This is a genomic window from Streptomyces sp. SAS_272 (assembly GCF_052543235.1).
Genome location: NZ_JBMNDR010000054.1, coordinates 1 through 25,263, shown reverse-complemented (window position 1 = coordinate 25,263; position 25,263 = coordinate 1). Strand labels below are relative to the sequence as shown.

Here is a 25,263-nt window from a genome sequence, read left to right as displayed (position 1 = left end):
CCGTCCGGCGTCAGGCGTCGGGCGCCGCGAAGACGCGCTCTCCGTCGACGAAGGTCTCCAGGGCACGGGTGGTCGCGATCTCCTCGGGCGGGCCCTGGAACGGGTCGCGGTCGAGGACGACCAGATCGGCGGCCTTGCCGACGGCGATGCTGCCGGTGAGGGAGTCGAGGCCGTTCACGTAGGCGCTGCCGGCCGTGTAGGCGGCGAGCGCGGCGCCCAGGTCCAGGCGCTGTCCGGGCAGGAACGCGGGGGTGTCCCGGGGGGCGCCCGGGGCGCGCCGGTTGACGGCGACGTGGATGGCCTGGAGCGGGTCGGGGCTGCTGACCGGCCAGTCGCTGCCGGCGGCGAGGGTGGCTCCGGCGCGCAGCAGGTCGCCGAACGGGTACTGGCGGGCACCGCGCTCGGGGCCCAGGAACGGCAGGGTGAGTTCGTCCATCTGCGGTTCGTGGGCGGCCCACAGCATCTGCAGGTTGGCGGTGGCGCCGAGGTGCCGGAAGCGCCGTACGTCGTCGGGATGGACGACCTGGAGGTGCGCCAGATGGTGACGGGTGTCGCGGAGTCCGTTCGCGTCACGGGCGGCTTCGACGGCGTCGAGTGCCTCGCGGACCGCGCGGTCGCCGAGGGCGTGGAAGTGGACCTGGAAGCCGAGTGCGTCGAGCTCGGTGACGTACTTCTTCAGCTCGCCGGGTTCGACGAAGCTGATGCCGCTGGCGCCCGAGGCGCAGCCGCAGCCGGTGAGGTAGGGGTCGAGCATCGCCGCGGTGTGGTTCTCGGCGATGCCGTCCTGCATGATCTTCACCGCGCCGGCGCGGAACCGGTCCGCGCCCAACTCCTCGCGCCGGGCCACGAGTTCCGGGATCTGCTCGGCGCCGCGTTCACGGTCCCACCACAGCGCGCCGACGACGCGGGCGGTCAGCAGCCCCTGTTCCCGGGCCGCGCGGTAGGAGGGGGCGGGGTCGGGCATGTTGGCGTAGGCGCCGACGATGGCGTCCTGCCAGGCGGTCACGCCGTGGGAGTGCAGCACGGCCTGGGCCCGTAGCAGGGCGGTCAGTTGCTCCTCGGGCGTGGGTGACGGCACCAGCCGGCCCACGAGGTGGACGGCGCCCTCCTGGAGCATGCCGGTCGGGTTGCCGTCGGCGTCGCGTTCGATGCGGCCGTCGGCGGGATCGGGGGTGCGGGCGTCGATGCCGGCCCGCTCCAGCGCGCGGGTGTTGACCCAGGCGCCGTGGTGGTCGCGGTTGGGCAGGAAGACCGGACGGTCGGGGACGACCGCGTCGAGGGCGGCGGCGGTGGGCGCGCCGCCGGGGAAGGCCTCCAGGGACCAGCCGCCGCCGGTGACCCACTCGGCGTCCGGGTGGTCGTCGGCGTAGGCCCGGATCCGCCGCAGGTACTCGGCGGGGTCGACGGTGTCGGCCAGGTGGCACAGCCCGAGTTCCAGGCCCGCGCCCTGCGGGTGCACATGGGCGTCCTGGAAGCCGGGCAGCAGCAGTCTTCCGGCCAGGTCGACGACCTCGGTGTCCGGTCCGATCAGTGCGTGCACCTCGTCGTGGCCGACGGCCGTGATCATCCCGCCGTGCACGGCCACGGCGGTGGCGCGGCTGCGGGCGGGGTCGACGGTGTGGACGGGCCCGCCGGTGAGGACGAGGTCGGCGGGGCCCGTGACCTGGGACTGTGGCATGAGTGTGGTCTCCGTGAACGGCGGGGGAGGGGGAGCCGGGCGGCCGGGTCGTCTGTCCGGCCGCCCCGAGGCGCGGTGACTCAGGCGGGGGTGCGGTCCATGGGGAGGACGATGCTCTCGGCGTCGGTCCCGTGTCCGGTGGAGAAGTACGGTGATCGGCGCACGTACTTGGCGACCGCGGCCATGCCGAGCCCCGCGAGGACGATGGCGGCGGGCAGGGAGAACATGAACCAGCCGTTGGCGGGGCTCAGTTCGAAGTGGTCGCTCATCGTCAGATACGAGTACCCGAGGTACCCGCCGAGGCCCAGCAGCACCAGACCGGACACCGCGGGCACGCCCACGGCGAGCAGCGCCGTGCGCAGCCCTTCGCGGGCGGACGCGCGGAAACGCACGGCGCACGCGAGTGCGGTGAGGCCGTAGTACAGGGCGACGAGCAGACCGATGGCGTTGACGGCGGCCAGCAGCATGTCGCTCAGTCGCGGAATGGCGACGGCCAGCAGGGCGATGGCGGAGGCGATGGCCAGTACCACGACCGTTCCGGCGGCGGGGGTGCCGTAGCGCGGGTGCACGCGGGTCCACAGCGGGCCCATGGTGCGGTCCCGGCCCATCGCGAGGAGGCCTCGGGCGGTGGGGATCAGCGTGGACTGCACGGAGGCCGCGGCCGAGAACATCAGCGCCACCACGGGGAGGGTCGCCCAGGGTTCGGCGGCCAGCTTCTGCCCGAGGTAGGGCAGCGCCTGCGGCCCGTTCCTGATGAGCTCGGCGAGGCTCATCTCCCGCTGGAAGGCGACCGACGCGAACAGGAAGAGGCCGAGCATGGCGAACAGGGCGATCAGACCGCCGCGGGCCGCGTCGTCCGGCTTCCTGGTCTCCTCGGTGACGCTGAAGGCGGCGTCCCAGCCCCAGAAGAAGAACACCGCGAGGACCATGCCCTGGGCGAAGGCGGTGCCGTCCGCGATCTCGAAGGGGTTGAACCAGGAGAGGGAGAAGGACTGGTCGCCGGTGATCAGCGCCCAGCCGCAGAACCCGAGCAGCACGGCGTACTCGAAGAGCAGCAGGGCGAACTGGAAGCGGGTGGTGGCCCGGGTGCCGGTGACGGCGATCGCCGTGAGGCCGAGCAGCAGCACCAGCCCGACGGCCGTGCTGACTCCGGTGGACGACGGGTCGAGGGCGATGCCCGCGAGGCTGTGCAGGCCGGCCTTGTCGGCGAAGATCAGCACGACCGAGCCCATGACCGCGCTCGTGTAGGCGCAGAAGACGACCGAGCCGACGACGGTGACCCACCCGGTCAGGAATCCGGGCCAGGGGCCGAGGGTCTTGCCGACCCAGGTGTACCCGTTGCCGCAGTTGGGTTCGGATCTGTTGAGGCGGGCGTACGCGGTGGCGATGCCGAGCACGGGCAGGAAGGCGAGCAGCAGGAGCGCCGGGGCCTGCAGTCCGACGATGGTGGCGATCGTGCCCATGCCGATGGCGATGCTGGTGGTGGCGGCGGTGCTGGAGGCGGCGATGGCGACCCCGTCGACGACGCCGAGGGAGCGGCGCAGTCCGGTACCCGGTCCGCCGGACGGCGTCGGCGACGGGGGAGCGGGCGGTGTGGACGGCTGGGACGACAGGGAGGGCATGGTGGGCTCCTCGCGGGGAGGGAGGACGGGGGACGAGCCGCGGGTGAGGGTGATGGAACACCGTCCGTCAACCTTGCGTCAATTGTGTTGACATAAGGCGGCCGGGCTCCTTCACTGCTGCTACGCGGTCCCGACCGACAGGAGCCCCCGCCATGACCACCCGTGTCCCGCAGGAGCGCAGACGCCGCCGGCCCACCCGCTCCGGCGTCGTGCTGTCGGAGGAGCTGATCGTCGAAACGGCCCTGCGGCTGATCGGCGAGCACGGCCCGGAAGCGCTCAGCGTCCGCCGCCTCGGCACCGCCCTCGGCTGCGACCCGAGCGCCCTGTACCGCTACTTCCGCGACACCGACGACCTGGTGCTCGCCATCGCCGACCGCATCATCGGCGACGCCATGGCCGGCTTCGCCCCCGGCGACGACTGGGCCGCCGCGCTGCGCGAGATGGCGCTGCGGGTACGGGCCGGCTACCTCGCCCACCCGCGTGCGGCGGCGTTCGCCGCGTACCGGGTGACGCGGCGCGAGAACGAGATCCGTGCCGTGGAGACCGGGATCGGCCTTCTGCTCTCCGCGGGCTTCGGGCCGGCCGACGCGACGCGTCTGTACCTGGCGTTCATCGACACCGTGCTCAGTCACGCGGCCATGGACGCGGCCTTCCAGGCGCTTGCGCCGGAGCAGCGCGAGGCCGATCACCGGGCATGGGCCGGCGTCTACCAGAGGCTGGACCCCGCGACGCATCCCGCGCTGACCGCGGTGCGGCAGGAACTGCCCACCCTGCGCGACAGCTCCTTCGAGGAGGCGGTGGACCTCCTGCTGGAGGCGCTGACGGCCCGCGCCCCGGCCGGGCGGGACCGGACTCCGGCGGACGCGGTCCGGAGCCAGGGCCCACCCGGCCGGGGCGGCGGGGTCAGGGCGTGAGGCAGGGTCCTACTGGACGAGCTCCCAGTCCTGCGAGCCGTCGGTGGCCGAGTTCTGCAAGGTCAGTTGAGTCCCGGCGGCGGCGCCGGTCAGGTACAGACTCGTGTTCTTGACCGCCTGAAGCCGGTAGAAGCCGTCGCTGGTCTTGACCAGGTTCCAGCTGCCGGTGCTGCTGTTGTCGACCCACTGGCCGATCTTCTGGCCGGCCGTCGCGTTGCCCGTCCAGATGGCCGCGGCACGGCCGCCGGCCTTGTTCAGCAGGGTCACGCCGCCGCCCGGCTCGGTCGTCAGGTGCCAGAACTGGGTGTCCGCGTTCGCCGCGGAACCGGGTGCCTCCAGACGGACGTCGGGAACGTCCCCGTTGCCGAGGTTGGCGTCGTTGGTCTTGTTCCCGGTCCCGATCACCTGGTCTGTCTTACGGTTCACCAACTGGTAGTAGGCGCCGTCGGTGTGGCCGAGGTCGACTTCGGCGAACTTGAGCGCCGAGGTGCCCTGGTTGGCGAGGATCACTATGCGACCGGTGCCGTCGACGTACTGCAGGTTGCGGCTGTAGGCCCCCGGCGAGGTCGTCTGGTACTCCTTCCACGTGCCGTCGCTGCGTCCGCTCTCGTTGACCCAGACGTTGCCGCTGCCGGCGGCGTTGTAGACCAGGCGGCCGCCGGGCAGCCTGATCAGGACCGGGCTGCCGCCCATCGCGAGGGGATGGGAGCCGGTGTCGACCGGCAGTGAGTCGACCCCCGTGCCGGTGGCCGATCCGGTGAAGAACTTCAGCGGGTCGTCGGCGATCCGGTAGCGGGTGTTGGCTCCGCCGCCCCAGTACTCGTAGGTGATCATCCATTTGCCGTCGGTGGTGCGGACGACGTTCGTCATGCCCGGCCGGCCGCCCCCGATCTCCGACTTGCCGCCGCCCATGGCCTGGGTCAGGCCGGCTATGTCGACGACGGCGGAGCTCCAGCCTGCGCCGCGGCCGTCCCACGTCCGGTGCACGAGGATCTGGCCGAGGGAATCCGTGGCGGTGTCGTTGGCGGGGTCGAGGGTCGGGACGCCGGTGGTCGCGTTGAAGCCGGTGTAGTCGTTCTCGTCGGAGTAGTAGCAGACGAGCTGGCCCTTGTAGACCATCAGGTACGGCTCCCAGAGGGGGTCCACCTGCCTGCTCGTGTTGGCGTTCGCGATGTTCTGGCCGACCGCGCCGGCGCTGCCGCCCTGCCAGCCGCCCGTCGCGACGACGTTGAGGATCTTCCACGTCGCGCCGTCGTCGGTGCTGGAGTACAGGGCGATCGCCAGGTCCTTGCGGTCTCCGTCGTTGGACGGGGTCCAGTTGGGGTCGGCGGCCTTGTGCTCCTTGTAGTAGTAGTCGTCGCCCGACACCACCGTCGCGAGGAGCAGCGTGCCCTGCTTCAGGTCTCCGACGTCCTGGGGGAGGACGTAGAGGTACGGGTTCGTCCAGTTGCTCGTGTACTTCGCGTACTGCGGGTCGGAGGAGATGTACGCGGGCGCCTTGACCTCGGACAACGGCTGCCAGGACGTGCCCTTGTCGTCGCTCTTGTAGACCGGGAGGGTCTGTCCGTCGGCACTGCCCGAGGCCGGCACGACCGTGGACTTCTCGAACGCGGCCACCAGGCGTCCGCTCGGCAGCTGCGCCGACTTGGGGTAGATCGCGCAGTTGCCGCGTCCTTTCAGACACGGCTCGCTGCCGAGCTGATACAGGGTTCCGCCTGTCGGGTTGTACGCCTGCGCTCCGGCCGGCACCGCCAGCAGCGCCGCTGCCGCGGCGAACATGCCCAGCGCTCTGCCCAGCGTTCTTCTCTGCACGGTTCCTCCTTGGGAACGGCCGCGGAGCGGCCGGATTCCCTGCTGTGGGTGGGGAGTCGAGGGGCCGTTCGGCGACAAGGACGCGGACGGCCCGGGCTCGGGGCGGGTTCGGGTTTCGGGTTCGGACGCCGCAGGAGCGCGGTGCCGGCCGACCGGCGGGGACGGCATCGGTGAGGCGCCGGTGAGACGTCGTGGGGATACGCGGGTACGGCGCTCGCCGGTCAACGGTCCCGGTGGTGCGGAAGGTGTTCCCGGCCGGCGAGAAGCCAAGCGGCCGGGCAGACGGTGGGGCGGCTCGTCCTGGGTGAGGGGGTCGGTTGAACCGGGCTGTGGTCCGGCCTCGTGCGCCCCGGATCAGCCGTGTGCCGGATGGCCGCGTAACCGCCGCCGGAGGCGTCGGCGAGGGGGGACGCCGGCCTGCGGGGCTGTGACGGCAGCGCACGGGATGCCGTGACACATGCCCCGCTCCGCCGCTCCCGTCATGCTCTCTCCAAGCGATCGCCGTCCGAACCCGGTGTCAGCCGGCGTCGATGCCGACGTCGGTATGACTGCGCAGCCATGTCAGCGCAGTCATACCGGTGACGTCAAGCGTCAGGACCAGATTCGTCGGTACGTGCGGCGCGGCGGGAAGGGCGGTCGACGCCCCTCGGGCAGGCGCCGGGCCGCCCCCGGCGCCCCGGTGACCGGCCCGGGGGAGTTCAGGGCAGTCGTGGCAGCGTGTCCCGGGCCGCGTGGCTGAGGACGCGCAGGTCCTCGGCGAACTGCGCCCGGTGGTCCGCGGGAAGCGGCTCCACGAAGTGGCGACGGATGTTCTCGGCGTGCACCCGGGCGGCCCGCACCACCGTCTCCTCGCCCAGCGCCGTGAGACTGACGAGCTTTCCCCGCCGGTCCGAGGGGGATTCCACCCGCGCCACCAGACCCGCCGCCTCCATGCGGTCCACCAGCCGGGTGGCGCCCCCCGTGGTCAGCACCTGCTCCTGGGCGACGGCCCTCATCGACAGGCCCGGCGTGCCGGCCCGCCCCAGGATCAGCAGCACCTCGAACATCAGATGGCTGATCCCGCACTCCACCTCGAGGGCCCGTCCGAGGATGTACTCGAGCCGGTTGGCCGCGCCCTGCAAGCGCCCGAACGCCAGGATCAGCTCGTCATCCGCGGCTTCCTTCGCCGTCGTGATCGCCGGATGCTCGCTCACCGTCCCGCAGCCCCTCTCGTCGCCCTGCTCCACCGTACCGATCATGCCCCGATGCGGGAGCCGCCCGGCGGCCGGGGGATCAGGGCGAGAGGTCGATCAGGCCCCTGCGAGCCGCTTCCGAGACGGCGGCCGCCCGGTTGTCGACCCCGAGTTTGCGGTAGACGCGCACCAGATGCGTCTTGACCGTCGCCTCGCTCAGGAAGAGGGCCTCCGCGATGGAGCGGTTGCCGTGCCCCTCGGCCATCAGCCGGACGACGTCCAGCTCACGTTGCGTCAGATCCGTCCGGTCGCCGATCACCCGGCCGACGAGACCCTCGACGATCTCCGGTGTCAGACCCATGCCCCCGGCGGCCACGCCGCGCACGGCACGGAACAGCTCCTCGGGCGGGCCGGCCTTCAGCACGTACCCGCGTGCACCGGCCTCCAGCGCGCGCACGACGTCCGCCCGACCCGCGTAACTGGTCAGCATGACCACCGGCAGGCCCGGCGACTCGGCCGTCAGCCGCCGGACCGCTTCGACGCCGTCCATGCCGCGGCCGGCGCCCGCGAACCGCAGATCCATCAGCACGACGTCGGGCGCGACCTCCCGTGCCAGACGCACGGCCTCCTCGCCGCTGCCGGCCTCCCCGACCACCTCGACGCCGGGCTCGCCCTCCAGCAGCGCTCGCAGGCCCGCGCGGACGACCACGTGGTCGTCGGCGATCAGCAGCCGCACCCCGGTCGCCGTCACCGGTTCACGGCCGTGGCCGCGGGCAGCGCACGGCCCGACCTGCGTCGGGACGCGACCACGGCCCGTATCCGCGTGCCCCGACCGGGTTCGCTGTCGATGTGCAGGTCACCGTCCAGCTCGCGCAGCCGGGCCCGAGCCGCCGGCAGGCCGAGCCCCCGGCCCCGCGCCGCGGCAGCGCCCGCCGCGTCGGGGACGAAACCGATGCCGTCGTCCAGCAGCTCCAGCTCGAGGGCGCCCTGCCGCTGACGAAGCGTCACCAGCACGTTCCGGGCGCGCGCGTGCTCCCTGACGTTGGCCAGCGAGCTCTGGGCGACCCGGAACAGCGTGGCCGCGGATTCCACGCTCACCTCCGCCGGGCGAGCCCCCACCGAACGGAACGTCACGCACCCGGCCGTCCCCTCCTGCTGTGCGCGGCCGCACAGCAGTCTCAAGGAGTCCTCGAGCCCGGATTCGACCACGGCGGACGGCGTCAGGTCGTGAATGATCCGCCGGGTCTCCGCGAGGCCCGCGTCCAGACCGTCGACGGCCGCGCGGACCCGGTCGCGCGCGGCGTCCGGCCGCTCCGCCAGATCCCGTTCCGCCGCGTGCAGCAGCATCAGGTGGCCGGCGAGCTCCTGCGCGAGGGTGTCGTGCAGATCCCTGGCGATCCGCTCACGCTCCGCCAGCGCTCCCGCCCTGCGCTGCTCGGCAGCAAGGACGCGCCGCGTCCCGCGCAGCTCCGCCAGCAGCCGCTGACGCTCCGTCGCGTCCTGCTGGAGCGCGCGGTACAACGTCACGGTGCCCCAGACGGCCGCCACGGGGATCAGGACCCTCTCGGCGTCGAATCCCCCCGCCTGATGGGCCAGCCGGCCGAGCAGCACCACGGTGATGCCGGCCAGCGCGACCGTCGCGCCGCGCCGGCCGAGGGCGCGCAGGACCAGACAGGCCAGCGGCACACCGCACCAGGCGTAGGCGGCGGCCAGGGGCGACGGGTTGAGGAACATGAGCGCGGTCCAGAGCAGCAGCAGCGCGGTCACCCACAGTCCGCGGGCGAGTCCGTCGAGTCTGCTCCACAGCCATAAGCCCGCCGCGTAGCCCACGGCGAGCAGTCCGCTGACGGCCACGATCTGCGTGCACAGCGGGTTCGGTTCACGGACGAGCCGGACCGACGCGGCGCCGACGACACAGAAGAAGACGAGATGCGGGACGCGGTCGAGCGTCGACAGGGCGCGGCGGGCCGACGACGGGGTGCGGACGGAGGCGTGGTCGGTCACGGCGAACTCCCCTGGACGGATGATCCACTCGGACAAGCCGCCCGAGTCTATCCACCGCCTGCACCGGCCGTGTGCGGCCAGGACCGCCGGCCGCCGGTCGTCTCTCCGGCGCACCGGCGGCCCCCCGCCGCGCGTCATGCCCCCGGGTGCAGCCCCAGCCGGCCGGGCGTCGGCTCGCCCTGGACCTCGCCGAAGTACAGGGCGAAGGTCTGCTTCCAGCGTTCGACCTGGGCCCGGTCCGCCATGAAGCGGGGGAACCCGTCCAGGTTGCCGTTCGGGTACTCCCAGATCGGCTTCAGACCGCTGGGCGGGGTCACGTCGGTGCGTACGGACCAGCCGTTGAAGGAGCGGTTCTGCACCTCCGGCGACAGCTGCCAGTTGAGGAACAGCTTGGCGGCCGTGGGATGGGCGGCCTGCCGGAGGATCGCCAGGCGCTGCCCCCACGACATGAACGGATGACCGTCGGCGACGACGAATCGGACCGGTGAGGACGGCGGAGCGGTCAGCGTTCCCGCGCCGCCTATGCCGATCGCCTTCTCGCCGGCGGACACGGCCTGCCCGGGCGAGTGGCTGCCCCGGGCGAAGCGCACGTCCTGGGCGGCGAGCTTCGCCGCCCACTCCCAGCCGTACTTCCGCACGTACAGGGAGTACAGGTACAGCACCGCGTCGTCGTCGTGCGGGTACGAGGAGGCGATCCGCCCCTTCCACCGGGGGTCGACCAGGTCGAGCGGAGTGCGGGGCGGGTGGGAGCCGACCGCCGCCGAGCCGTACATGAAGCTGAAGGCGAGCGCGCCGACGGCCACCCACGCGCCCTCGGGGTCCTTGAAGCCGTCGTACACCCGGGAGAAGCCCGCGGGCCGGTAGTGGAGCAGACGGCCCTGGTCCTTCCAGCGCGTGAAGTCCTGGAGGGTCTGGAGCTGCATGACGTCCGGCACGACGCTGTCGGTCGCGAACTGGTTGTCGAGGCGGACGTCGTGGTACTTGCTGTAGTCGACGACGAGCGTCAGGTCGATGTCCGGGAAGCGGCTGCGGAAGGCGGCCTTCGTGGCGTCCTGCTGGGTGGGGGTGTCGCCGCCGGCGTAGACCACGAGCCGGCCGCCTTCCGCGACGGCGGCCCGGTACAGCTCGTCGAGCGTCCTGTTCTCCTCGGCCCCGGCTCCGGCCGGGCGTCGGGAGGCGGTGGGGGCGGCGGCCGCCGGGGCTGCGTTCGCGCCCGCCGTGCCGAGACCGAGAGCGGCGCCGGCGCCGGTGGCGAGGACATGTCGTCTGCTGAGAAAACTGGACACGCTGAAAAGGCCTCTCTGAGGGGGGTGGGGTGGGGAACCCGGCGCCTGGGCCCTGCCAGTGTGGGCGGGTCCGACGCCGTCTCGCGTCGTCCGTTCGCATCGACCGGCGCGCCGGAAGACGGAACCCGGTGTCAACCGAACGGTTGAACGGACCGCCCGTCGCGGGCCCGACCGCCGCGACCGTCCGCGCGTCGACACCCGCCGCCGCGGACTGGCTCCGGCGCCGGCCGGGAGGCACGCTGGAGGGGTGGCCGGTGCTCCGATCGTCGTCCACCGGCCGTCCCCGTCGGGCGGCCGGCGGGTGACCGTGCACACCGGCGGGCGGGACGAGATCCTCGGCACGGCCTACTCGGACCACGATCTGACCGTGTTCCTCGAAGCGGCCGGCGTCGCCGACCCGGACGGCGTGCTCGACGACGCACGATGGGTGGAATGGCGGGGAGGCGGGCCCCATCAGTGGTCCGCCGCCTGACGGCGAGGCCCGGACGCCCTCGCCCGCGGGCTCGTGGCCGCACGGGAGGGCGTACGTCGAGGTGGTGAAGTCGTGAGGAATCACGCCGGGCGTTGCACGGGACCGGACGATGAGGGATGGTTGCCGGATGACAACCTTTTCTGATCGGCGGAGAGGCGGTGGGGTGCGCGCCGCGTTCCCCCACTCGTGACCGCTTCTCCGAATATCTCCGAGATGCCGCACGGCGTCGCCATGGGCGCCGCATGGAGCGCCCCCTGCCCCGTGCTCGTCGTCGACGACGGCGGTGCCGTGGTCGAAGCGAACCGCGCGGCCCGCAGCCTGTTCTCCCACCGCGCCGGCGACGACTTCACGGAGGGCGGCCTGCCGCACTGGCTCGCGACGGCGCACGGCAGCCTGCGGGCGACCGGAACCCCGTCCGGCGCAGTGTCCGGCGCCGTCGCGGACCGCACCTTCGCGGCCCATCCCTCGCCCGGCGAGGGCGGGAACGTGGTGTGGTGGCTGGTCGAGGACACCGATCTCCGCTCGGCGCAGCGGGCGCTGCACAGCGAACGCGAGCGCACGTCACTGCTCGCCGACATCTCCGGCGCGCTGTCGTCGTCGCTGAACGTGGACCGCTGCACGGAGGTGACGGCGAGGATGGCCGCCGATCATCTGGCCGACGCGGCGGTCATCGTCGCCCCGGCCCGAGGACGCCGCCACTCGCTGACGTATGCGCGGGCGGGCGGCGCGCTCTCCCGGGCGGTGGCGCAGGTCGAGACGGCGGCGGTGCCCGGACTCGCGGAGGCGTTGCAGGGCTTCCCGCCCGTGCCCACCCGCTGGATCGACCCGGACGGCCTGCCGGAGTGGGTTCTTCCGCCCGGTTTCGACGGCCCGATCGGATCGGTGATCATCACGCCGCTGCCTGGGCATGGGGTCCCGGCCGGAGTGCTGATACTGCTGCGCTCCAGCACCCGGCGTGCGTTCACCGACGGCGAGGAGGTCTTCGCCGGGCTGTTCGCCGCGCGGGCCGGCGCGGCCCTGTCCGCGGCGCGTCTGTACGCGGAGCAGGCGACCATCACGGCCACACTGCTGCGGGAGTTGCTGCCCCCGCGGCTGGAACGGGTGCACGGCGTGGAGTACGCGGGCGCCTTCCGGGCGTCGCAGGACCACGAGCTCGTCGGCGGTGACTTCTACGACGTCCATCCCGGCGCGGACCCGTCGAAGGAGACGTTCGTCGTCCTCGGCGACGTGGCCGGCAAGGGTCTGGAAGCCGCCGTGCTGACCGGGAAGATCCGCAGTGTGCTGCATGCGCTCCTGCCGCTGTCCGGCGACCACGGGCAGGTCCTCACCCTCCTCAACAACGCGCTCCTCGACTCCCACCACACGCGGTTCGCGACGCTGGTGCTGGCCTCCGTGCGCCGCCGGGCGGATCAGGTGGAACTGCGGCTGACCAGCGCCGGGCATCTGCCGCCGCTGATCATTCGCGGCGACGGCCGGGTCGAGGAGGCCGACACCGGCGGAACGCTGGTGGGCGCGCTGCCCGAGATCACCGCGCGCAGTGCGGACGTGGTCCTGGCGCCGGGGGAGACGTGCCTGCTGTACACGGACGGCGTCACCGAGGCCCGCGGCGGGCCGCTCGGCGACCAGCTCTACGGCGAGGCCCGGCTGCAGGGGGCCCTGCGGGAATGCGCGCGGATGCCCGCCGGGGCGGTGGTGGAGCGGGTGCAGATGCTGGCCGCGCAGTGGCTCGGCGACGGCAGCCACGACGACCTGGCCACCCTCGCGATCACCAACTCCGCCGTCGGCGACGGCACGGGCCGCGTCGTCGAGGGGCGCCGGGACCGACCTGCGCGCCGAGCGCGGCGGTGACGGCGGCCGCCGGAACCGGCACGGACCTCACGGCGCTGTCGGCCCGGCTCTGGGCCGCCGTGATCGACAGGGACGAGTCGGCCGCCGTGCGGATGGTGACCGCGGCGGCCGACGCGGGAGCGGACGAGGAGACGCTGTTGCTGGACGTCGTCGCCGGGGTGCAGCATCGCGTGGGAGCGGAGTGGGCCGCCGACCGGATCAGCGTGGCCGAGGAGCACGCCGCCAGCGCGATCGCCGACCGGGTCGTCGCCGTCCTCGCCCGCCGCCCCGTGCCGTCCGGGCCGTGCGATCGGGGGCGGATCACGGTGGCCTGCGTCGACGGCGAGTGGCACTTCCTCCCCGCCCGGCTGCTCGCCGAAGTGCTCGTCCGGAGGGGCTGGCAGGTGGACTTCCTCGGCGCCCGCACCCCCACCCCGCGTCTCGTCGCGCACGTGCACCGGACCAACCCCGTCGCCGTGCTGCTGTCGGCCTCGATCCCCACCCATCTGCCCGCCGCGCACAGGGCGGTGACCGCCGTGCAGTCCCTCGGCGTCCCCGTCATGGTCGGCGGCGCGGCGTTCGGCCCCGACGGCCGCTACGCCCGCCTCGTCCGGGCCGACGTCTGGGCCCCCGACGCCCGCTCCGCCGCGGACCGCCTCGCCCGGGGCCTCACCCCGCCGAGGACGGACCGGCGCCACCGGACCCACGACCTCTCCCACCTCGCCGACCAGGAGTACACCCTCGTCAAGGGCAGCCGGCCCACCCTGGTCCGGCAGTGCGTGTCCGACCTGGACGAGCGCCGGCCCGCCATGAGGTCCTGCACGCCCGCCCAGCGTGAACGCACCGCGGAAGAGCTCGCCCGCATCGTCGACTTCCTGGCCACCGCCCTCTACGTCGACGACGCCGACCTGTTCACGACGTTCACCACGTGGAGCGCCGGCATCCTCACCGCCCGCGGGGTGCCCGCCCACAGCCTGCGCCTCGGGCTCGGCGTCCTGGCCGAGCGCCTGCACGACTTCCCCCGCGCTCTCACCTTCCTCTGCAAGGCCGTCGACGCCCTGCCCGCGACGCCCGCCCAACGGGAACGGAAATGAGAACCACGAGAACCACGAGAACAGGGACGGGACCGGCTCAGCCGGGGAAACGCCCCGTCGAGCGCAGGTGCCAGCGCCGCTCCGCGTAGGCCAGGTCGTCACGCCACAGTCGTCCGGCGGCGGCACGCACGAGCGGACGCAGCAGCGGCGACAACGCGCGCGCCACGCCGAAGCCGGGGCGGTCCGACGCGGCCACGACGGCCTCCACCACCGCCGTGCGCGGCCTGCCCCGGTCGTCGTGCCCGAGCGGCGTCGCGTGGGTCTCCACCACCGAACCCAGGCCCTCGCCCTCGGTGATGCGCATGACGACGGTGCGCGGCTCGGGCGCGGTGAACACCGCACGGACGGGCACCACCAGCCGGCCGGCGAGCTTGAACGAGACGTCGACGGTGAAAGCGTCGTCCCCCTCCGCGTCGTCCCCCTCCGCGTACGCCTGCGCCGTCCCGTGCGCCTTCGCCGTGCCCCGAGTCTCCGCCGTGCTCCGTGCCTGCGTCGCGGGAGCGTCGACGACGGTCAGGTCGACGAAGGAATAGGGGTGGAACCAGGCGCCGTGCCACGGATCCAGCCGGTTGGCCACGACGTCCTCAGGCTCGCACGTGCCGACGCCGACGTAGACCGCCGACACCGCGCCCGCCGGTGCGGGCCTGGCCGGCACCACCGGCGCTTCGAGAGGAGGCTCGCCGCCCACGTCGTCCAGGCGCACCCACACCAGCACGCCGTCGTCGTGTGCGGGCAGGGGGTCCCAGCCCGCGAACGGCCCGCCGCGCAGGGCGAGTCCGTGCCAGTGGCAGACCAGGGCGCCGCACCGCACGGGGCTGTCGCGCAGCGGCGCCCCCAGGTGCGGGCAGATTCCCGGCCCGGCGACGAGCCGGCCCGAGGCGTCGCGCCAGACGACGATCTCCTGCCCGGCGATCGTGCGGGCCAGGGGCCGATCGTCGCCCACGTCCCGGCTCGCGCCCACGACGTACCAGTTGCCCGACGGACGGGCCTGCGCACGCTCGAGCGCCTGGGCGATCACCGCCGGACGGGCCTCGCGCCAGGTCGGACGCTGTCGCTCCCAGGCGACCGGACGCCTGCGCAGCGACAACGGAAGACGTCCGCGGCGCGGGGGACGGTCAGGGCTCACACGACCTCCTCGTGAAGGGGCTCCACCGCGGCGCTCCCGGACGCCGCGGGCCGTCGTCCGGCGGACGCGGACAACGGGGGAAGCGCCGTCCGGCGGCCGGCGCGGGCTGCGGCGCGGGCGGCGAGCAGACGCACCAGCCCGTCGGCGGCCACCGCGGCGCGCCGTCGCCGCGGGACCACGGCACGGCGGTGCAGCACCGTGTAGCCGTCGTCGGCGACGGCGTCCAGGATGCCGCCGTACAGAACGAAGGCGGTGCGGATGCAGGGACGGGACACCGGGTCCAGCATGGCGATTCCCGGCGCCGCCTCGCGGTAGACGCCGCGGGTCAGGTGCGCGAAGGCCTCGAGGGCCGCGCGGATCCGCGGGTCGCGGCGGCCGGTGCTCCGGCTCCAGTGCAGCAGCTCGCGGTCCACGCCGTGCGCGGACAGCAGATCGGCGGGCAGGTAGACCCGCCCGCGGTCGAGGTCCTCGCCCGCGTCGCGCAGGAAGTTGCTCAGCTGGAAGGCGACCCCCAGGGCCGCGGCGTGCGGGGCCGCTTCCTCGCGGGGGACCACGGTGCCCAGGATCGGCAGCATCTGCAGCCCGATCACCGCGGCCGAACCGTGCATGTAGGCGCGCAGGTCGGCGTAGGTCGGGTAGTCGGTGACCTCCAGGTCGCTGCGCATGGAGGCCATGAAGTCGTGGAAGTGCCGGTGGTCGATGGCGTAACGCCGCGCCGTGTCGGCGAGCGCGAGGACCACCGGCTCGGTGCTGTGGCCGTCCCGGAGCCCGCGGTGCAGGCGCTCCTGCAGGCGGGTGAGGTCGGCCGCGCGGCGATGGACGGGGACCCCGGGCTCCAGTGAGTCGACGATGTCGTCGGCCCAGCGGGCGAAGCCGTAGAGGGCGTGGACGGCGGGACGGCGTTCCACGGGGAGCAGCCGGGTGGCGAGGAAGTACGTCCTGCCGTGCCGGGCGTTGAGCCGGCGGCACTGTGCGTAGGCCGCGCGCAGCGCCGGTTCGGTGATGCGCGCCGCGTCGAGTTCCCGGGCGGTCACGGGCTCGCTCCTTCCTGCAGGGGCGACACGGGCGACACGGCCGGGGTGCTCGCCGTCGCCGACGGGGTGCGCCCGCGCCGCGGTGCGGGCCGCGTGTGCCGGCCGGTGATCCGCGCCGCGGCGAGCTTGCCGGACAGCAGCACGGTGGGGACGCCGACCCCCGGGGTGGTGCCGCAGCCCGCCAGCACGGCGTTGTCGGTGCCGCGGACGAGGTTGCGCGGCCGGAACGGGCCGGTCTGCGCGAAGGTGTGGGCGGCCGAGAACGGCGTGCCGGCCGCGTGTCCCTGGGCCGTCCAGTCGGCGGGAGTGACGAGGACTTCCTCCTCCACGGCGTCGGCGATGCCGTGGAGCCCGCGCCGTTCGAGTTCCCGCAGGACGCTGTCGCGATACCGCGGTGCGAGGTCGCTCCAGGCGGCGGCGTCCGGCCCGATGTCGGTGTTCGGGCAGGGGGCCAGGACGTAGTGGAGGTGGCGGCCGGGCGGGGCGAGCGTCGGGTCGGTGGCGGTGGGACGGGTGACGAGCAGCGACGGGTCGCTCATCAGTCGCCCCTCGCGGGTGAGTTCGTCGAAGGTGCGGTGCCACCGCGCTCCGAACGACAGGGTGTGGTGGGCGAGTCCGGGCCAGGTGCGGTCGGTTCCGGCGTGCAGGACGACGGCCGACGGCGCGTGCCGGATCTCCAGGGGGCGGTGCGGTGTGCGGCCGAGGAGCGCGTAGGAGACGGGCAGCTCCGGGGTCAGGACGACGGCGTCGCAGGCGATGCGGTCCTGGCCGGTGACGACGGCGGTGATTCGGCCGGCGGAGCGTTCCAGCCGGGTGACCTCCTGGCCGAACCGCAGATCTGCGCCCGCCTTCGCGGCGGCGTCCGCCATGGCCTGCGGCAGGGCGTGCATCCCCCCGCGGGGGAAGTACACGCCGGCGACGGTGTCCATGTAGGCGATGACGGCGTACGCGGCCAGGGCGCGGGCCGGCGTGACTCCGGCGTACAGCGCCTGGAAGGAGAAGACGCGGCGCAGCCGTTCGTCGCGCAGGTGACGGCCGATCCTCGCGTCCAGCCGTCCGAATCCGCCGAGGGCGGCGAGCCGGGCCAGGTCCGGGGTCAGCAGCTGGAAGGGTGAGTCGAAGTTGGCGTCGATGAAGCGCCGCATCTGAGCCCGGTACAACCGCTCCAGCCACGCGCGCAGCCGTCGGTACCCCGCGGCTTCCGCCGCGCCCGCGAAGCGCTCGACCTCCGCTTCCATCGCCTGCGGGTCGGTGTGCACGTCGAGGCCGCTGCCGTCGGCGAACAGCGCCCGGTACGCGGGGTGCAGGGGAATGAGGTCGACGCGGTCGCGCAGGTTCTCGCCGACCGCTGCGAACGCCTCGTCGGCGAGGTCGGGCATGGTCAGCACGGTGGGCCCGGTGTCGATGCGGTAGCCGGCGCGCTCCAGGCGTCCGGCGCGGCCTCCGGGCAGCGTGTCGCGTTCGAGCAGGGTGACCCGGCGGCCCGCGCCGAGCAGGTGCAGCGTGGCCGCCAGGCCGGAGAGCCCGGCGCCGATCACCACGACGTGATCCGTGGGTCCGGGAACGGTTCTGGTCATCGCAGGACTCCGTCGGCGCCGGCGGAGAGGAGGAGGGAGAGCGGCAGGCCGCCGTCCTCCGCTCCGCACGCTCCGGATGCGGGGGTGGGGGTGTGGGCGGGCGCCGTGCCGGCCGAGGCGTGCAGCAGCCGTCGTAGGCGCCTGCGGCCCTGCGGCTCCAGGACCACGGAGTCCAGGTGGCGCATCCCCTGGGCGACCAGCCGGTCGATCTTCGCCTCGACGAGATCACGGGCGCCGGTGGACACCAGCACGTCACGGACCTCGGCGAGACCGCTCTCGGAGAGGTCGGCGCGGCCGAGGGCGCGCCGCAGCACGGCGGCGCCGCGGCGGTCGCCCGTCGACTCGGCACGGGCCTGCGCCACCGCCACCAGATAGGTGGGCTTGCCCGTCCGGATGTCGCCGCCCGCGGGTTTGCCGGTGCGCCGAGGGTCGCCGAAGGCGTCGGCCAGGTCGTCGCGCAGCTGGAACGCGATGCCGACGCACCGGCCCGCCGAGCACAGGGCCGCGCTCTGCGCGGCGTCCGCTCCCGCCAGGGCGGCGCCGAGCGCCAGCGGGCGTTCGACCGAGTACAGCGCGCTCTTGAGGCAGGCGGCGCGGACGGCCCTGGCCAGGGACACCGAGGAGGTCGCCTGACCCTGGATGTCCAGGTACTGCCCGGCCACCATCTCCGTGCGCATCGTGCTCCACAGGTCGCGCACGACGCGGGCCGTGTCCGGGGGCGCGTCGACGGCCGCGACGGTGTCGTCGGCCCAGGCCAGGGCCAGGTCCCCGGCGAGGATCGCCGCGGCTTCGCCGAAGCCCCGGGAGCGGTCGGCGGGCACGGCGTCGGCGTACTGGGCGGTGACGTCCGCGTGCAGGGCGAGCCGTCCGCGGCGCAGCCGGGAGCCGTCCATGACGTCGTCGTGGACGAGGGCGCAGGTCTGGATCAGTTCGAGGGCGGCCCCGACGCGCAGGGCGGCCTCCGCCTCCCCGGCTCCGCCGCCGCAGGCGCGCAGCGCCCACCACACGAACTGGGGGCGCATGCGCTTGCCCCCCTCCAGGGTGCACCGCGCGACGCGTTCGGCGAGGTCACGGCCGAACACCGGGTCGAGGGCGGCGGCGTGCTCCACCCGTTCGGCCAGGAGGGCGTCGAGGACGCGCCCCACGGCCGCGGGCACATCGGCGTCGACCGCGTCGACGGCATCGGGGCGGTTCGCGTCCGGCCGGTCGGGCGGGTCCTGTGGGCGGCTGCCTCGGGAGCGGCGGCCGTCCGCCATGCGGGGGCGGCCGCTCGGCGGGGGCTCGGTCCGAGGATCGGGTGCCTTCTCGGGCACGGGAAGATCCTTCGCCTCGGTGGGACGCATCCCGGTTCCTCTCGCCACGGTCGCTTCGGGTCTGACGTCATTCCTTCCGCAGCCGGGGCCGCCACGGATGCGCCATCGGGGGAGAACGTGCGGTCGGTTCTCGCTCGAAAGGGCGATCGAGCGACGACTCCGCACCTGAAGCGGGCTTCAAACCGATGCACAGACGATGCGAGTTGTCGCGCCTCGTGCGCGCTTCGCATGGTGAGGGAGCCGCGATCGCCGTCCGCGACCGAAGCGTCGGCAGGGGAGCCCACGTACGGGGACTTCCTGCGCGCATCCGCCCGAGACGGCATGGTCACCGCCCGCACGAGGAGCAGCGTCATGACTGCACGCCCAGTCACCGAGCAGACCGCCGGCAACGTCCCGCTGCGGGCCCCGACGGAGGACTCCCTGGCCGACGAGGAACTCGCGGCGGGCTTCGTCGACGGCGACGAGGCGTGTCTGGCCGCCGTCTACCACCGGTGGGGCGCACTGGTGCACACCCTCGCGCTGCGCTCCCTCGCGGACGCCCGGGAAGCGGAGGACGTCACCCAGACGGTGTTCCTGGCCGCCTGGCGGGGGCGTGCCGGGTTCGCTCCGGAGCGGGGCGCGCTGGGGGCGTGGCTCGTCGGGATCACCCGCCGCAAGATCGCCGACGCCCTGTCGGCCCGCACACGACGCGCCGAGCTGGTGGCCGCGGCAGGGGCGCGCATGTCGGTCGGGTCCGTGGACCACGACGCGCAGCCCGAGGCCGTGCTCGACCGGGTCCTCGTCGGCAGCGAGCTCGCCAGACTGCCCGCCGCCCAGCGACGTGTGCTCACGCTCGCCTTCTACGACGACCTGACGCAGCCGCAGATCGCCGCACTCACCGGCTGGCCCCTGGGCACGGTCAAGAGCCACGCCAGGCGCGGTCTGCACCGGCTCAGCCGCTGTCTCCGGGAAAGCGGCGTCCACGACCTCGCCGACCACGCCGAGTGATCCGATGCACAAGCGACGCGACCGGCGGACGGCCTCCGCGCTGCCCCCTGGGCGCCGTTGCGGCCCGGTCGGCCCGGCAGGTCACCGCGCCGAGGATGCGTCCGCGATGCATCCGCCGTGCCCCGTCCCCCGGTAGAGGTGACGAGGCGACCGCAGAGCGGCCGCAGGGAGGAGGCGTCGGCGTGGCCGAGCGGCGGGCGCTGCCCCACATTCCCTCCGCCGAACTGGCCGCTCACGCCCTGGACGGCGAGCGTGCGGTCTGGGGCGCCGGCGCCGCACGGCACCTGAGCCTGTGTCACATCTGCCGCGAACGGCTCACCGCCTACGAACGCGCTGCCGCGGCCGGCCGCCTCCACCGTCCGGGCGAGACGCTGCACCCGCCCCCCGCCCGGGTGTGGGCGACCGTGCGGGCCCATCTCGAGGCCGACCGCCGACGGCCGGGGCCGCCGCTCCGGCCCCCGCCCCTCCTCCCGCCGTCGCCCGTCAGCTCCCTCCGGCGAGCCTGCCGACAGGTGTGGCAGTGCTCGTTCGGAGCGACGAAGGCCGTGGTCCGGCGCCTCACCCGACTCCGGCCGGTCCGGCGGCGCAAGCCGAGTCCCTGAGCGGCTCCTCCGCCGAGACCCTGAGCGGCTCCTCCGCCGAGTCCCTGAGCGGCTCCTCCGCCGAGCTGCCGAGCGGCTCCTCCGCCGCGCTCCGCCCCCAGGCCATCCCCTCTGCCGTTCTGCTCCCTGCCCTCGTGGCCCGTGCCCAGCCCCCGTGCCCTGCCCTCCACGCCCTGTCTCAGAGGCCCCTCGGCGCTTCTGCCCCTGCCTCTTTCCCTGTCTCCCTGCCCCTGCCTCGTGCCCCGGGCGTCCCGTGCCTCGTCACCCTTCGGATCGGGCAGGCGGGACCCACACGGCCGACAACCCGGCGGAGCCTGCATCCGCCGAGGCCTCCCCGGGTGAATGCTTCTGACAGATCACCGGCCGCGGACGCGGCCGCCGGTGGGAGCGCCGGACGGAGGGAGCGGCTCGTGCTGCACGCAGAGGTGGCCATCCTGGGCGCGGGAGCAGCCGGACTGTCCCTCGCCCACCGCCTCTCGCACCCTGCCCGGCAGGGCAGGCCGGTGTCCACGGTGCTGCTGGACGCCCCGCCCGGCCCCCTCCGTCCGCCGCGGCGCACCTGGTGCTACTGGGAAGCGGGTGACGGGCGCTACGACGACGCCGTGACCGCCGAATGGCGTCGGCTGCGCGTACACGACCCCACCGGCCGGTCGTCCGAGGACGACATCGCCCCGCTCCGCTACAAGATGCTGCGCTCCGACGACTTCGAACGCCATGTCGGCCACGCCCTGGCCCACAGCGACGACGTGCGACGGCTGGAGGCGGCCGTCGAGACGGTGCGCGGCGACGCAGACGGAGCCGAGATCCTCGCGCGCACCGACGACGGCCGCCCCGTCACCGTGCACGCCCGCTGGGTGTTCGACTCCCGGCCGCTCGCCCGCCTCCCGGCGGCCCGCACCACCCTGCTGCAGCACTTCCGCGGCTGGTTCGTGCGCACCGACCGCCCGGTGTTCGACCCCGGCACGGCGCTGCTCATGGACTTCCGGGTGCCTCAGCCGCCGCAGGGTCTCGCCTTCGGCTACCTGCTGCCCACCGATCGCCACCGGGCACTCGTGGAGTACACCCAGTTCTCCCACGCCGTCCTCCCCGAGCATGCCTACGAGGAGGCGCTGCGCCGGTACGCCGACGACGTGCTGTGTCTCGGCGGCTTCGAGGTCACCGCGACCGAGACGGGCGTCATCCCCATGACCGACGCCCGCTTCGCCCGCCGGGCGTCGCCCTCGGTCTTCCGCATCGGCGCGGCGGGCGGCGCCACCCGGCCGTCCACGGGGTACACGTTCTCCGCCGTCCAGCGTCAGACGCGGGCCGTCGCCGACGCCCTGCGCGCGGGCCGCCACCCGCTGCCCCCGCCCGCCCACTCGGCCCGCTCGCGCGCCATGGACGCGGTGATGCTGCGGGCACTGGACAGCGGCCGCGTGGACGGCGCCGCGTTCTTCGCCCGGCTCTTCGCGCAGGTGCCGATGCGACGGCTGCTGCGCTTCCTCGACGGCGAGACCCGTCTGCACGAGGACCTCTCCGTCGGCATCCGCACCCCCGTCCTGCCGATGCTCCGCAGCGCGGCCGAGCTCCCCTGGCTTCCCCGCACGCCCCGTCACGGACCATGACCCGCCGGCACACAAGCAGTTCCGTGCACCCGACCGAGGAGACCGTATGACCCTGCTGCGCGACGAGGACCTGGCCGCCGCGTTCGACCACGCTTCCCGCAGCTACGACGCCCTGGTCGCCGCCAACCCCGGCTACCACGGCCACCTGCGCCGCTCGGCACGCCGTCTCGGCCTGCCCGACGGCGGCGCCGGGCTTCGCGTGCTGGACCTCGGCTGCGGCACGGGGGCCTCCACGGCCGCCCTTGCCGCCGTCCTGCCCGGCGCCGAGATCACCGCCGTGGACGCGTCGGCCGGCATGCTGGAGCGCGCCGTCGGCAAACCGTGGCGGAGCGGGGTGACGTTCGTGCGCGCCCCTGCCGAGCGGCTGGCCGCGGCAGGCGTGCACGGCCCCTTCGACGCGGTCTTCGCGGCCTATCTCTTCCGCAACGTCACCGATTCCGACGCCGTGCTCTCGTCGGTGCACGACGTGCTCGCGCCGGGGGGCCGGCTCGCGGTCCACGAGTACACCCTGAGCGGCCGCAGCGTTCACCGCGCGGTGTGGACGGGCGTGTGCCGCGGCATCGTCCTGCCCGTCGCCACCGTGCTGGGCGACGGCGGCCTGTACCGCCATCTGTGGCGCAGTGTCGTGGAGTTCGACACCGCGGACCGCTTCGCCGCCCGGGTCCGTGCGGCGGGCCTGCGCGACGTGCGGGTGCTGCCCCTGCCGGGCTGGCAGACCGGCGTCACCCACACCGTCGTCGCCCGCCGCCCGCACGCCGGCGCGGAGAACGCCCGATGACCTGCTCCCCGCGGTCGACCGCGCCCCGCCGCGGCAGGGACCGGCGCGCCCGCACCCTGCTCCCCGCCCCCGGCGCACCCTGCCTCACCGGCGCCCGTCGTCCCACGACCGCGGTCGTGGGCGGCGGCATCGCCGGACTGGCCGCCGCGACGGCCCTGGCCGAACGGGGTGTGCGAGTCACGCTCTACGAACGCGAGGACGCCCTGGGAGGACGTCTCGCCGGCCGGCCCACCGTCCTCGCCGACGGCAGCGAAGTCACCATGAGCCGGGGCTTCCACGCCTTCTTCCGGCAGTACTACAACCTGCGCGGACTGCTGCGCCGCACCGATCCGGGGCTGGAACGTCTGCGCGGGCTGCCCGACTACCCCCTGCGGCACGGCAGCGGCGTGCACGACAGCTTCCGGCACGTCCCGCGCACCCCGCCCTGGAGCGCTCTCGGATTCGTGGCCCTCAGCCCGACCTTCGGACTGCGCGACCTCGCCCGCATGAACCCCGTCGCCGCACTGCCCCTCCTGGACGTGCGCGTCCCCGAGGTCTACGCGCGGCTGGACGACGTCAGCGCCCACGACTTCCTCCGGTCGATCCGCTTTCCCGAGGCGGCCCACCACCTCGCGTTCGAGGTCTTCTCCCGGAGCTTCTTCGCCGACCCCCGCCATCTCTCGGCGGCGGAGATGGTGCTGATGTTCCACATCTACTTCCTCGGCTCGTCGGAGGGCCTGCTGTTCGACGTGCCGGACGAGCCTTTCCCCGCGTCTCTCTGGGATCCTCTCGCCGGCTATCTGCGCGGTCACGGCGTCGACCTGCGCACCGGCGTCCGTGTCGAGGCGGTCGAGCCGACCGCGGACGGCGGCTTCCTCGTCGCCGCCGACGCCGCGCAGCGGCGCTACGACACCACCGTGCTGGCCCTGGACGCGGCGGGCCTGCGGTCCCTCGTCGCGCGTTCCCCACAGTTGGCGGACGCCGACTGGCGTGAGCGGACGACCAGGCTGCGCACCGCGCCGCCCTTCCTCGTCTCACGCCTGTGGCTGGACCGCCCGGTCGCCGCCGACCGACCGGGATTCCTCGGGACCAGCGGCTACGGGAGCCTCGACAACGTCAGCGTGCTGGAACGCTGGGAGGGCGAGGCCGCGCGCTGGGCCGCCCGCACCGGCGGCTCGGTCGTCGAACTGCACGCCTATGCCCTGCCCGAGCGCCCGGCCCACGACGTGGAACAGAAGCGCCTGGTGGAGCAACTGCACCGGGTGTATCCGGAGACGCGAGCGGCGAGGGTGGTCGACGAACGGCACGAGTGGCGGTCCGACTGCCCCCTGTTCCCGGTCGGCGGTTACGACGACCGGCCCACGGTGCGCACCTGCGACCCGGGCCTGGTGGTGGCCGGCGACCTCGTGCGCACGGAACTGCCGGTGGCGCTCATGGAACGCGCCGCCACGAGTGGCTTCCTCGCCGCCAACGCGCTGCTGGAACGCTGGGGCGTCAGCGGCCAGACCCTGTGGACGGTGCCGGACCGGGGCCGCGGCGCACTGCTGAGGCGGCTCGCCCGACTGGGCTGAGGCCGGGGTCGTGACGGGCGCCGCTCACGGCGACCCGCACGGTTCGCTTCGCATCGACTGCCCGGGAGGGGGGTGAGGGGCCCGGCGCGGAGGCGGGTTGCGATGGCGGCCCTTGAGGAGTTCCTCTGTGACACAGGGACGGTGCAGGCCCCCCTCGCGCCGGCACCGTCCTCAGGCCCTCGCCTTGCTCGGTCCGCCCGAGCAGCGCGCCGGGACGGCTGAGAGGAGGGCGGCCCGCACGGAGGGAATCAGTCCAAGGTCACCGTCTGCCACAGCCGGCTGTCCGCGTCGGTGTCCGTCGTCTGGACGATTTGGGCGCCCGCCGTCGTCGGCGGTCGGCTCAACGCCGGGTGTAGACGAATCCGATCTTGTCGACCGCGTCGCCGGACCGTCCGTGGAACCCGGCTATCTGCCGGCCGGTGGGCGCGGTGCGGGTGACGCATGTGGAGGTCGTGGTCCCGCCGGCGAGTGTGCGGCCGAGGTTGGTGGTGAACCTGGCGTAGAAGATCCTGGTGTGGCCGTCCTTCTGGCCCTGGCACAGGTAGGCGGTGGTGAGGTATTCGTCGCCGCCCAGCGTCAGGGAGGCGGCGGTGCCGCCGCTGCCGCCGTGGGTGAGTACGGTGCCGCCCGCGAGGGTGAGGCTCACCTGGTCGACGCGGGCGCCGGCCCGCAGGGCGACGGTGGTGGCGCGGGCGCCGGCCGGGACCCGGGTGATGTCGTTGTAGTAGTCGCCGTGGGGTCCGCCGAACTGGTCGCTGAGCTGGTAGGCGGGGTTGCGCGACCAGGAGAATCCGACGGCGACGGGGTCGTG

General features: G+C 74.0%; 21 protein-coding genes. 9 read left to right on the top strand and 12 right to left on the bottom strand.

Translation table 11 applies throughout. The features are described from left to right. Positions 1-10: 10 nt before the first annotated feature. Positions 11-1,678 (bottom strand): amidohydrolase, encoded by a 1,668-nt coding sequence (locus ACN6LD_RS27120; RefSeq protein ID WP_319191447.1) that lies wholly within the window; start codon positions 1,676-1,678, stop codon positions 11-13. 80 nt (positions 1,679-1,758) lie between these two features. Further along, a complete protein-coding gene (locus ACN6LD_RS27115; protein ID WP_319191449.1) occupies positions 1,759-3,300 on the bottom strand; it encodes an APC family permease in 1,542 nt (513 codons plus the stop codon). A gap of 152 nt (positions 3,301-3,452) precedes the next feature. On the opposite strand from ACN6LD_RS27115, the gene ACN6LD_RS27110 reads away from it, so the two are divergent. Next, a complete protein-coding gene (locus ACN6LD_RS27110) occupies positions 3,453-4,214 on the top strand; it encodes a TetR/AcrR family transcriptional regulator (RefSeq protein ID WP_319191450.1) in 762 nt (253 codons plus the stop codon). Positions 4,215-4,223: 9 nt separating this feature from the next. On the opposite strand, the gene ACN6LD_RS27105 is transcribed toward ACN6LD_RS27110, so the two are convergent. The 5 genes from ACN6LD_RS27105 to ACN6LD_RS27085 all read right to left on the bottom strand — a co-directional run bounded on the left by ACN6LD_RS27105 (position 4,224) and on the right by ACN6LD_RS27085 (position 10,488). After that, positions 4,224-5,993 carry an RICIN domain-containing protein gene (locus ACN6LD_RS27105; protein ID WP_445044564.1) on the bottom strand — a complete coding sequence of 590 codons (1,770 nt, stop codon included), beginning with the start codon at positions 5,991-5,993 and terminating at the stop codon, positions 4,224-4,226. Between the two features lie 731 nt (positions 5,994-6,724). After that, entirely contained in the window at positions 6,725-7,219 is a 495-nt protein-coding gene (locus ACN6LD_RS27100; RefSeq protein ID WP_445044563.1) for a MarR family winged helix-turn-helix transcriptional regulator, read from the bottom strand. A 79-nt stretch (positions 7,220-7,298) separates the two neighbouring features. Next, positions 7,299-7,949, bottom strand: a complete 651-nt coding sequence (locus tag ACN6LD_RS27095; protein WP_319191452.1) for a response regulator transcription factor — start codon at positions 7,947-7,949, stop codon at positions 7,299-7,301. Then, complete coding sequence (locus ACN6LD_RS27090; RefSeq protein WP_445044542.1) at positions 7,946-9,238, bottom strand: sensor histidine kinase; 1,293 nt, start codon at positions 9,236-9,238, stop codon at positions 7,946-7,948. Before ACN6LD_RS27090 ends, ACN6LD_RS27095 begins: the two co-directional genes overlap by 4 nt. 98 nt (positions 9,239-9,336) lie before the next feature. Then, positions 9,337-10,488, bottom strand: a complete 1,152-nt coding sequence (locus tag ACN6LD_RS27085; protein ID WP_445044541.1) for an ABC transporter substrate-binding protein — start codon at positions 10,486-10,488, stop codon at positions 9,337-9,339. A 247-nt stretch (positions 10,489-10,735) separates the two neighbouring features. On the opposite strand from ACN6LD_RS27085, the gene ACN6LD_RS27080 reads away from it, so the two are divergent. From ACN6LD_RS27080 to ACN6LD_RS27070, 3 genes are all read left to right on the top strand, one after another. After that, the gene (locus ACN6LD_RS27080) at positions 10,736-10,960 is read left to right on the top strand and encodes a hypothetical protein (protein WP_319191457.1); all 225 of its coding nucleotides are present in this window, start codon (positions 10,736-10,738) and stop codon (positions 10,958-10,960) included. Between the two features lie 213 nt (positions 10,961-11,173). Further along, positions 11,174-12,808 (top strand): SpoIIE family protein phosphatase, encoded by a 1,635-nt coding sequence (locus ACN6LD_RS27075; protein WP_445044540.1) that lies wholly within the window; start codon positions 11,174-11,176, stop codon positions 12,806-12,808. Next, complete coding sequence (locus tag ACN6LD_RS27070) at positions 12,805-13,881, top strand: cobalamin B12-binding domain-containing protein (RefSeq protein ID WP_445044539.1); 1,077 nt, start codon at positions 12,805-12,807, stop codon at positions 13,879-13,881. Before ACN6LD_RS27075 ends, ACN6LD_RS27070 begins: the two co-directional genes overlap by 4 nt. A 37-nt stretch (positions 13,882-13,918) precedes the next feature. Here ACN6LD_RS27070 and ACN6LD_RS27065 read toward each other — a convergent pair whose 3' ends face one another. The 4 genes from ACN6LD_RS27065 to ACN6LD_RS27050 are packed head-to-tail and all read right to left on the bottom strand — an operon-like array spanning position 13,919 to position 18,874. Continuing rightward, a complete protein-coding gene (locus ACN6LD_RS27065) occupies positions 13,919-15,007 on the bottom strand; it encodes a DUF5914 domain-containing protein (protein WP_445044538.1) in 1,089 nt (362 codons plus the stop codon). Beyond that, positions 15,004-16,041, bottom strand: a complete 1,038-nt coding sequence (locus tag ACN6LD_RS27060; RefSeq protein WP_319191464.1) for a phytoene/squalene synthase family protein — start codon at positions 16,039-16,041, stop codon at positions 15,004-15,006. Before ACN6LD_RS27060 ends, ACN6LD_RS27065 begins: the two co-directional genes overlap by 4 nt. Next, complete coding sequence (locus ACN6LD_RS27055; protein ID WP_445044537.1) at positions 16,038-17,618, bottom strand: phytoene desaturase; 1,581 nt, start codon at positions 17,616-17,618, stop codon at positions 16,038-16,040. Before ACN6LD_RS27055 ends, ACN6LD_RS27060 begins: the two co-directional genes overlap by 4 nt. Next, on the bottom strand, positions 17,615-18,874 hold the full coding sequence (locus ACN6LD_RS27050; RefSeq protein WP_445044562.1) for a polyprenyl synthetase family protein: 1,260 nt from the start codon (positions 18,872-18,874) through the stop codon (positions 17,615-17,617). The genes ACN6LD_RS27055 and ACN6LD_RS27050 overlap by 4 nt, the downstream gene beginning before the upstream one ends. 408 nt (positions 18,875-19,282) lie before the next feature. Between ACN6LD_RS27050 and ACN6LD_RS27045 the strand changes: the two genes are divergently transcribed. The 5 genes from ACN6LD_RS27045 (at position 19,283) to ACN6LD_RS27025 (ending at position 24,452) form a co-directional block, all read left to right on the top strand. Continuing rightward, positions 19,283-19,918, top strand: a complete 636-nt coding sequence (locus ACN6LD_RS27045) for a sigma-70 family RNA polymerase sigma factor (protein WP_319191469.1) — start codon at positions 19,283-19,285, stop codon at positions 19,916-19,918. A gap of 182 nt (positions 19,919-20,100) precedes the next feature. After that, a complete protein-coding gene (locus ACN6LD_RS27040; protein ID WP_445044536.1) occupies positions 20,101-20,520 on the top strand; it encodes a hypothetical protein in 420 nt (139 codons plus the stop codon). 410 nt (positions 20,521-20,930) lie between these two features. Further along, the gene (locus tag ACN6LD_RS27035) at positions 20,931-22,124 is read left to right on the top strand and encodes a lycopene cyclase family protein (protein WP_445044535.1); all 1,194 of its coding nucleotides are present in this window, start codon (positions 20,931-20,933) and stop codon (positions 22,122-22,124) included. A gap of 46 nt (positions 22,125-22,170) precedes the next feature. Then, positions 22,171-22,902: a methyltransferase domain-containing protein gene (locus ACN6LD_RS27030; protein WP_445044534.1), complete on the top strand. Its 732-nt coding sequence runs from the start codon at positions 22,171-22,173 to the stop codon at positions 22,900-22,902. Next, a complete protein-coding gene (locus ACN6LD_RS27025; protein WP_445044533.1) occupies positions 22,899-24,452 on the top strand; it encodes an FAD-dependent oxidoreductase in 1,554 nt (517 codons plus the stop codon). The genes ACN6LD_RS27030 and ACN6LD_RS27025 overlap by 4 nt, the downstream gene beginning before the upstream one ends. A 340-nt stretch (positions 24,453-24,792) precedes the next feature. Here ACN6LD_RS27025 and ACN6LD_RS27020 read toward each other — a convergent pair. Beyond that, a partial coding sequence (locus ACN6LD_RS27020) for a jacalin-like lectin (RefSeq protein ID WP_319198164.1) occupies positions 24,793-25,263 on the bottom strand: 471 nt, incomplete at its 5' end.